The organism is Rhizobacter sp., assembly GCF_031412075.1.
GTDB lineage: Bacteria > Pseudomonadota > Gammaproteobacteria > Burkholderiales > Burkholderiaceae_C > Rhizobacter.
Map to the genome: position 1 here is coordinate 1 of NZ_JANOCG010000459.1, position 7,768 is coordinate 7,768.

Below are 7,768 nucleotides of genomic sequence, written 5' to 3' on the forward strand. Positions count from 1 at the left end.
CGGGTCAACTCGGCGCTGGAGACCGTGAGCCACGCCATCGAGGCCAGCCAGCCGGTGATGCACAACCAGCGCCCAGCCATCCTGGAGCAGGGTTTGATCGCCGCCCTGCAGTGGATGGCCAGCCGCTTCGAGAAGCGCACCGGCATCACCTGCGAGTTCCGCTCGCGCCATGAGCACCTGAGCCTGCCCGCCGGCGTGCCGCTGGTGGCCTACCGCACGGTGCAGGAGGCGCTGACCAATGTGTCCAAGCACGCGCAGGCGAGTCAGGCGCACATCGACCTGTCGCTCGCCGGCGGGGTGTTGTCGCTGGAGGTCAGCGACAACGGCCGCGGCCTGAGCCAGGACGACCTGGCCAAGGCGCGCTCCTTCGGCCTTCGCGGCCTGCACGAGCGTGCCGGCACGGTGGGCGGCTGGGTCGACCTGAGCAGCACGCCGGCCGGCACCACGTTGATCCTGTCGGTGCCGCTGGGGAGCGACGATGAGGTCGACATGGATCCGACCGAACCCGGCACACCGCTCGAAGAACCTTCGAGCCCTTACGATCCGACGGTCTGGGGCGCTCTATGATGAACTCCCCTCTCTCGCAGTGACGCCATGATCAAAGTCTTGCTCTGCGATGACCATGCACTGATCCGTCGCGGCATCCGAGACACCTTGTCCGATGCGCCCGACATCCAGGTGATTGGCGAAGCCGGCGACTACGGCGAGCTGCGTGCCCTGATGCGCACGGTCGGCGAAGCCGACGTGCTGGTGCTCGACATCAACCTGCCCGGGCGCAGCGGCCTCGATGTGCTGCATGCGCTGAAGGACGAAGGCACGACCATGCGGGTGCTGGTGGTGTCGATGTACCCCGAAGACCAATACGCCATCCGCGCCTTGCGCGCCGGGGCCTTTGGTTATGTGAACAAGGGCGGAGACCCGCAGCTGATCGTGGCGGCGGTGCGCACGGTGGGGCAGGGGCGCAAGTACGTGACGCCCGAGATTGCGCAGATGCTGGTCGAGAGCTTGACCACGCCTGGCACGGAAGCGGCACACGAGAAGCTGTCGGACCGCGAACTGCAGACGCTGGTGATGATTGCCTCCGGCAAGAGGCTTTCCGACATCGCCGAGGAGCTGACCTTGTCGCCGAAGACGGTGAGTGTTTATCGGGCTCGGGTGCTGGAGAAGCTGGGGTTGTCGAACAACTCGGAGATGACGGTTTACGCGATTCGCAATGGGTTGGTGGGCAGCGAGTGAAGGCCTGTCATTTCTGCGGAGGCGGGAATCCAGGGTCGCGCCGCTGTCGCGTGGTGTTTCTTCTCACTGCGTGAGGCAAAAGAAACCGAAGGTTCGGCGAAGCCAAAGGCGACCCTGCTCGTCGGTCGGTCCTCGGGACCGACTGCTCTGTGCTGCTCGGTCTTTGCAGCTCGCGCAGTGAGTTCTGCCCGCCCCGCAAAGACCGAGCGCAGCGCAAGGCAGCCCTCGCATCGCGAGGGCCGAGTCGGCAGGGGTCGCTTCTTTGCCCACTTTCTTGTCGACACAAGAAAGTGGGTCGGCCGCCGGGCCGAACACCCGGCGCGGCCTCACGCAGTGAACAAGAACAGCGACAAAGCGAGCAAGGCTTCGACAAGTCGGCCCGAACGGGAGGAGGTGCGCAACCATCCTGGATTCCCGCCCACGCGGGAATGACAAACCGACAAACGAAAACGGCAGCCCGCAGGCCGCCGTTGATCGAACTCGAAGCGAAAACTCAGAAGCCCAGGCTTGCCAGCAAGTCATCCACTTCCGTCTGGTTCGCCACCACGTCGGTGCGACCTTCCGGGTTGACCACCGGCCCGTTCAGCGCGGCCGTGCTGTGCTCGATCACCTTCACCGCCTCGGGCGGCGCGGCTTGCACCAGCAGCTTCACCAGGCTGTCTTCCAAGTCGGACGCGAGCGACACCACCTTCGTCACCACCTGGCCGGTGAGGTCGTGAAAGTCCTGCGCCATCATGATGTCGGTCAGGTGCTGGTCGATGCGCGCGGTGGCGGCTTCGACATCGCTCACGAAGTTCATCACCGAGCCCGAGGCCACGGCCTTCACCGGGTCGGCCACGATGGCGGCCACGATGCGGCGCGTTTCGGCGGCGATCATGTTGTGCTCCACCTTGGCTTGGTCGACCGAGTTCAGCACCTTGTTGGCGGCAGCGCCCGTTTTTTCGGCGATGTAGTTCAGGCGGCTGCGTGCGTCAGGCAGGTTGTTGGCGGCGTCTTGCAGCTTGGGCATCACGCCCAGCTGGTGCAGAGTGTCGTGCAGCTGGCGGGTGATGAGACCGAGTTGCTGAAATACCTCTGGCGAGGCCGCCGCGGGCGCATGCACCGGGTTGGCCAGTACGGCCATGTTGTCCATCTTCATGTGGATCTCTCCCTCAGGCCGCAGTGGCCAGTTTTTGCATGATCTTCTGAACCTTTTCTTCCAAGGTGGCCTTGGTGAAAGGTTTGACGATGTAGCCGGCGGCGCCGTCTTGTGCGGCACGCACGATGTCTTCCTTGCGGGCTTCGGCCGTGACCATCAGCACCGGAATGTGCTTCAGGCTGGCTTCGGCCTTGATGGCGGCGAGCAGCTCGAAGCCATTCATGTTGGGCATGTTGATGTCGCTCACCACGAAGTCGAACTTCGCGTTCTTGAGCAGGTTCAACGCGGCGACACCGTCTTCGGCTTCTTCGGCGTTGTTGTAGCCGAGCTCCTTCAACAGGCCACGCACGATGCGGCGCATGGTGGAGAAGTCGTCGACGATCAGGAATTTCATGTCAGGGTTGCTCATGGCGGCCTCGCGTGGTTCTACTGCGGCTGTTATCGGGCGTTCGGGTTGGATATTGAGGGCACAGTTGGCGTCTCGGCCACTGGCGCACTGGCTGCGGCTGCAACCGGGGCGGTTTCTTCGCCTGGAATGGTTTTCTGGAAGAAGCGGTCTTCGGCGTCGCGGTTCATCACGATGATGCTGATGCGCCGGTTGCTGGGGCTGAGCGGGTCTTCACGCTCGAAGGGCACGCTCGAGGCCAGGCCCTGCACACGCAAGATGCGGTCGGCCGGCAGGCCGCCGCCCAGCAGCTCGCGGCGCGAGGCGTTGGCCCGGTCGGCCGACAGCTCCCAGTTGCCGTAACCCAGGCCAGCGCGGTCGCCCGCAAAGGGCTGCGCGTCTGTGTGGCCATCGAGGGTGAGGCGGTTGGGCACTTCGGACAGCATGCCGCCGATCTCACGCAGCAGCTCGCGCATGTAGGGTTTGACGATGGCGCTGCCGCTGTCGAACATGGCGGCTCTGTTCGTCGACGATCTGGATGCGCAGGCCGTCGGGTGTCATGTCGAGCTTGATCTGGCTCTTGAGGGCACCGAACTTGGGGCTGTTGGCCAGCACCTCTTCCATCTGCTTCTTGATCTGCTCCAGCTTGCCGGCCTCGGCCGCGCGCTGCTCGGCGCGCATGGCGGCGAGGTTGATGGTGCTCTTGGTGGTGGCGATGTCGCCACGCTTCACCTGGCCGCCGGCGCGGGTGACATCGGTGCCCCCGCCCTTGACCACGTGAGAAGAGTCGCCCGAGCCGCTGCCGCCGCTCAAGAGCGCCACACGCAGCGGCGACTGAAAGTAATCGGCAATGCCCTTCTTGTCGCCCTCGGTGGTGGAGCCAAGCAGCCACATGAGCAGGAAGAAGGCCATCATCGCCGTCACGAAGTCGGCATACGCGATCTTCCAGGCGCCACCATGGGCAGCGTGGCCGCCCTTCTTGATGCGCTTGATGATGATCGGTTGGAGCTTCTTGCTATCGCCTGCCATGGTGGGCTCTTAGTTTGCGAACGCGGAGCGCGTAGATGCAGGCTTAACCGCCAAGGCGCAAAGAACGCCAAGGTCGCAAAGAAAAAAAGTCTTCTCCTCCTTGGCGACCTTGGCGATCTTGGCGCCTTGGCGGTCTAAAGACGCAGGAGGAGAGCCGAAGCAACGCATCACTTCTTGCCTTTCACATGGGCTTCCAATTCGGCGAAGTTGGGGCGCTCGGTCGAGTACAAGACCTTGCGGCCGAACTCGACGGCCACTTGCGGGGCGTAACCCTGCATGCTGGCCAGCAGCGTGGTCTTGATGCACTGCAGCTCTTTGCTGCCTTCGTCGTTCTTCTGCTCCATCAGGCCACCCAGGGGCTCGACGATGCAGTACGCCAGCAAGATGCCCAGAAAGGTGCCGACCAGGGCCGAGCCGATCATGCCGCCCAGGATGGCGGGCGGCTGGCCCACCGAGCCCATGGTGTTCACGACGCCGAGCACGGCGGCCACGATGCCGAAGGCCGGCAAGGCGCCGGCCAGCTTGGCGATCGCGCTCACGGGCGCATAGGCCTCGTGATGGTGGGTGTCGATCTCGCTGTCCATCAGGCTTTCGATCTCATGGGCGTTCAGGTTGCCCGAGACCATCATGCGCAGGTAGTCGGTGATGAACTCGACCACGTGGTGGTCATTGCCCACGGTGGCGTATTTCTGGAACACGGCCGACTCGTGCGGTGCGTCCACGTCTTTTTCGATCGACATCAGGCCCTCTTTGCGGGCCTTCTGGAGCAGGTCATAGAGCAGCGCGAGCAGCTCCATGTAGCGTGCCTTGGTGTACTTGCTGCCCTTGAGCAGCTTGGGCAAGGCCGACATCGTGGCCTTGAGCACCTTGGGTTGGTTGGCCACCACGAAGGCGCCCAGCGCGCCACCCAGGATCGCCATCAATTCAGTCGGCAACGCCTTCAGGATCACGGAGATGTTGCCCCCGTGACTGATGTAGGCCCCGAAGATGCACCCCAGGGCGACGCCGTAGCCGATGAGAACAAACATGTTGAGTGGTGTGGTTGCGAGAGGCGCTTGATCAGCAAAGCCTGAGAGCCTCAGCCCTTTATCGGCCCCAACCCCCGCCTCTTGAGCAAGTGTGTGCGTCCGGCGCTGCGCTCGATCGCATCAACAACGGGGGTTTCACCGCACAAAAAAAAGCGGACCCTGAGGGGCCCGCGATAAAGCACTTTCTAGGTGCCAGGAGGAGACAGGAACAAAAAACAGTTGCTGCCTAACAGGTGTATCGGCAAGCGCGGCAGAAACTTGAGGGGTGTCAGTGCATCTGGATGCCGCCCGAGGCCTTGCCCTTGCCGGCGCGTGCCGGGGGGTTGCACAGGCCACAGACGTAGTGCTTGCTGATTTCGTGCGGGTGGCTGACGAAATGGCCACCGCACTTGGAGCACTTGGTCATGGTGAGCATGCCGTTGTCGACAAACTTCACCAGGCGCCAGGCGCGGGTGACGGAGAGCAGGGCTTCCAGGCTCTGTGCCTGGGTCTGCTCGAGGTAGAGCTGGTAGGCCTTGATGACGGTGTCGATCTCGTCCATCTCGGCGACCTTGTTCAGGTACTCGTGGATGTTCAGGAACAGCGATGCATGGATATTGGGTTGCCAGGTCATGAACCAGTCGGTGGAGAAGGGCAGCTGGCCCTTGCTCGGCGACTTGCCCGAGACCTCTTTGTACAGACGCAGCAGGCGTTCGTAGCTCAGATCGGTTTCAGATTCCAGCACTTGCAGGCGGGCGCCCAGGTTGATCAGCGTCACTGCGCGATCAATCTGCTTGGCTTCGGTGAGGATGCTCTTGCTACGCATGGAATCTTCTCCTGATCTATCTGTGTATGAGGGAACGTTTGTCGAAGGGTGCCGAGCCGAGCGCCGAGCCGCCTCAAGCCGGCGAGGCCCCGCCTGGCGGGTGGCGCGTAGCGCCGGGTGCCGTCATCAGGCGGCTTCTTGGTGGCGGCCGGCCATAAGAATCGATGCGTGCAGGCGGCTGGTCATGTCGTTGGAAGCAGCCTTGCCGTGGTTCGTGAGCAGGCCCCAGACCATGTCGTCGTCCATGCGGAAGCGGCACAGCAGGGTGTTGCTGGCGGCGATCTTCATCATCTGGGCGGGGGTCAGCAGCGTGATCATCGCGGCGCTCTCTTCGCTGATGCCCAGGCGGAACAGCGCTTGTTCGCGGTCGCTGCGGATCAGGCTCTGCGCGAGCATCAGGTAGGACAGATTGGCTTCGCGGATTTCGGTGAGGATTTGGTCGGCGTTCATGCTGTTGTTCCTTGGTTTGTTCGTCTGGGTTGTCTGCTGCGTTGGCTTGTGTCTCAACGTGGAACGAATTGTGAAACGCAGAAATGGACTGAAACATCAGGCCGGTTCTGTGGCTTGAGTCCAGCTTCTTCCATGACACGTGTAAGGCAAATACCTACACGTAAGTCGGCGTAACAACGGAACGTGACCGAACTGGCAACCGCATGCGAGGGTTTGCACTGGAGGGGTGGGATTTGCCGCACGGCAACGACGCCCGCGGTGGCCACCTCAAGTAGTGCATCGAGATTGCCGAAATACCTCACCGGGCCTTCGATGCCGTGAACAAGCTTGAACAAGCCCGCCTTCTCCAGCTTGACTTTTTTTCTAAAGTTCTGAATCAGGCGGTCCGATAACAAAACCAACGGGGATGAGCAATCAAACCCGCGGTCCGGAGTAAGCGACCAAGTGTTGAGTGAGAGGCACACGAACCAAGCCTCTTGCGAGATCTGAGGATGACGCACGCCGGGCGCAGCAGGCCAAGGGGTCACACCTGCGGCCAGGTCAACGCAGAAGCGAGGTTCGCAAGAGCCAAGTGTCTGTAGCGGCAAATGCCGGCGCTTGCCGGAAGTCACTTCTAACCGTATCGGAGATATTTAAATGGCAATGACGATCAACACCAACATCCTTTCGCTGAATGCTCAGCGCAACACCGCGTCGACTCAGAACTCGCTGGCCACCGCCATGCAGCGCCTGTCGTCTGGCTTGCGTGTGAACAGCGCCAAGGACGACTCAGCCGGCCTCGCGATTGCAGAACGCATGAACGCCCAAGTGCGTGGCATGAACGTGGCCTCGCGCAATGCCAACGACGGCATCTCGCTGGCGCAAACGGCTGAAGGCGCCATCGGCAAGGTGGGCGACGCGATCCAGCGCATGCGTGAACTGGCCGTGCAATCGGCCAACGGCACCAACAACGCCGCCGACCGCACCAACCTCCAGGCTGAATTCGCACAGCTCAATGCTGAAGTTGCGCGTGTCGTGAGCGGCGCCACCTTCAACGGCACCGCGTTGCTCGGCGGCACGCCAGCCACGTTCGCGTTCCAGGTCGGCGCCGGCACGGCCTCGACCGACACGATCACCGTGAACGCGGTGGACCTGAGCGGCACGGTCACCTCCGTTGGCGCGCTGGACATCTCGGGCGCTGACGCCACCGGTGCGACGGCAGCCATCACGGCCATCGACACGGCGATCACTGCGATCACCACAGGCCGCGCCACCATGGGTGCCGTGCAGAACCGTTTTGACTCGGTGATCGCCAACCTGGCAACGTCTGCAGAGAACCTCTCTGCCGCCCGTGGCCGGATCATGGACGCTGACTTCGCATCGGAAACGATGAACCTGTCGCGCGCCCAGATCCTGCAGCAAGCTGGTACCGCGATGATTTCGCAAGCCAACCAGCTGCCGCAGCAAGTTCTGTCGCTGCTGCGCTGATCTGGAAGATGGGTTGGGGGCGCTACGGCGCTCCTGGCTTGTGCTTCTGGGCAACGCCCTGGTCCACTTTGGTGGGGCAGGGCGTTGTGCGTTTTGGGTTTGCCGCTTTCGCGCACCGCTGTCCGTTCGGGCTGAGCAACCGTGTTCAATGTCAAGCGACATGGAGCTCGGGATTCCAAGGTTTATTGGTCTTGATGACGACATTCATGATCGTCAACAGCTTGCGCATA

Annotated in this window: 11 protein-coding genes; 3 read left to right on the forward strand and 8 right to left on the reverse strand. The window is 62.6% G+C overall.

All coding sequences use genetic code 11. The features are described from left to right. Positions 1-567: ATP-binding protein (locus RMO40_RS17445; protein ID WP_309724164.1), on the forward strand; the 567-nt coding region annotated here is incomplete at its 5' end. A gap of 27 nt (positions 568-594) precedes the next feature. Next, complete coding sequence (locus RMO40_RS17450; RefSeq protein ID WP_309724166.1) at positions 595-1,236, forward strand: response regulator; 642 nt, start codon at positions 595-597, stop codon at positions 1,234-1,236. A gap of 493 nt (positions 1,237-1,729) precedes the next feature. Here the strand turns inward: RMO40_RS17450 and RMO40_RS17455 are convergent, their stop codons facing one another. The 8 genes from RMO40_RS17455 to RMO40_RS17485 all read right to left on the reverse strand — a co-directional run bounded on the left by RMO40_RS17455 (position 1,730) and on the right by RMO40_RS17485 (position 6,682). Continuing rightward, positions 1,730-2,374, reverse strand: coding sequence for a protein phosphatase CheZ (locus RMO40_RS17455; RefSeq protein WP_309724168.1), 645 nt, complete (start codon positions 2,372-2,374; stop codon positions 1,730-1,732). A 13-nt stretch (positions 2,375-2,387) separates the two neighbouring features. Further along, positions 2,388-2,783, reverse strand: a complete 396-nt coding sequence (gene cheY / locus RMO40_RS17460; protein ID WP_201805355.1) for a chemotaxis response regulator CheY — start codon at positions 2,781-2,783, stop codon at positions 2,388-2,390. Positions 2,784-2,812: 29 nt separating this feature from the next. Next, the gene (locus RMO40_RS25535) at positions 2,813-3,271 is read right to left on the reverse strand and encodes an OmpA family protein (protein ID WP_489660186.1); all 459 of its coding nucleotides are present in this window, start codon (positions 3,269-3,271) and stop codon (positions 2,813-2,815) included. Continuing rightward, positions 3,216-3,788, reverse strand: coding sequence for a flagellar motor protein MotB (locus RMO40_RS25540; protein WP_489660187.1), 573 nt, complete (start codon positions 3,786-3,788; stop codon positions 3,216-3,218). Before RMO40_RS25540 ends, RMO40_RS25535 begins: the two co-directional genes overlap by 56 nt. A gap of 167 nt (positions 3,789-3,955) precedes the next feature. Then, positions 3,956-4,816, reverse strand: coding sequence for a flagellar motor stator protein MotA (gene motA / locus RMO40_RS17470; protein ID WP_309724171.1), 861 nt, complete (start codon positions 4,814-4,816; stop codon positions 3,956-3,958). Between the two features lie 268 nt (positions 4,817-5,084). Beyond that, positions 5,085-5,621, reverse strand: coding sequence for a flagellar transcriptional regulator FlhC (gene flhC, locus RMO40_RS17475; RefSeq protein ID WP_309724174.1), 537 nt, complete (start codon positions 5,619-5,621; stop codon positions 5,085-5,087). Between the two features lie 126 nt (positions 5,622-5,747). Next, positions 5,748-6,071 carry a flagellar transcriptional regulator FlhD gene (gene flhD, locus RMO40_RS17480; RefSeq protein ID WP_296686190.1) on the reverse strand — a complete coding sequence of 108 codons (324 nt, stop codon included), beginning with the start codon at positions 6,069-6,071 and terminating at the stop codon, positions 5,748-5,750. Between the two features lie 53 nt (positions 6,072-6,124). Next, complete coding sequence (locus RMO40_RS17485) at positions 6,125-6,682, reverse strand: hypothetical protein (RefSeq protein ID WP_309724177.1); 558 nt, start codon at positions 6,680-6,682, stop codon at positions 6,125-6,127. Between the two features lie 25 nt (positions 6,683-6,707). Between RMO40_RS17485 and RMO40_RS17490 the strand changes: the two genes are divergently transcribed. Then, complete coding sequence (locus RMO40_RS17490) at positions 6,708-7,538, forward strand: flagellin N-terminal helical domain-containing protein (RefSeq protein WP_309724178.1); 831 nt, start codon at positions 6,708-6,710, stop codon at positions 7,536-7,538. Positions 7,539-7,768: the final 230 nt, after the last annotated feature.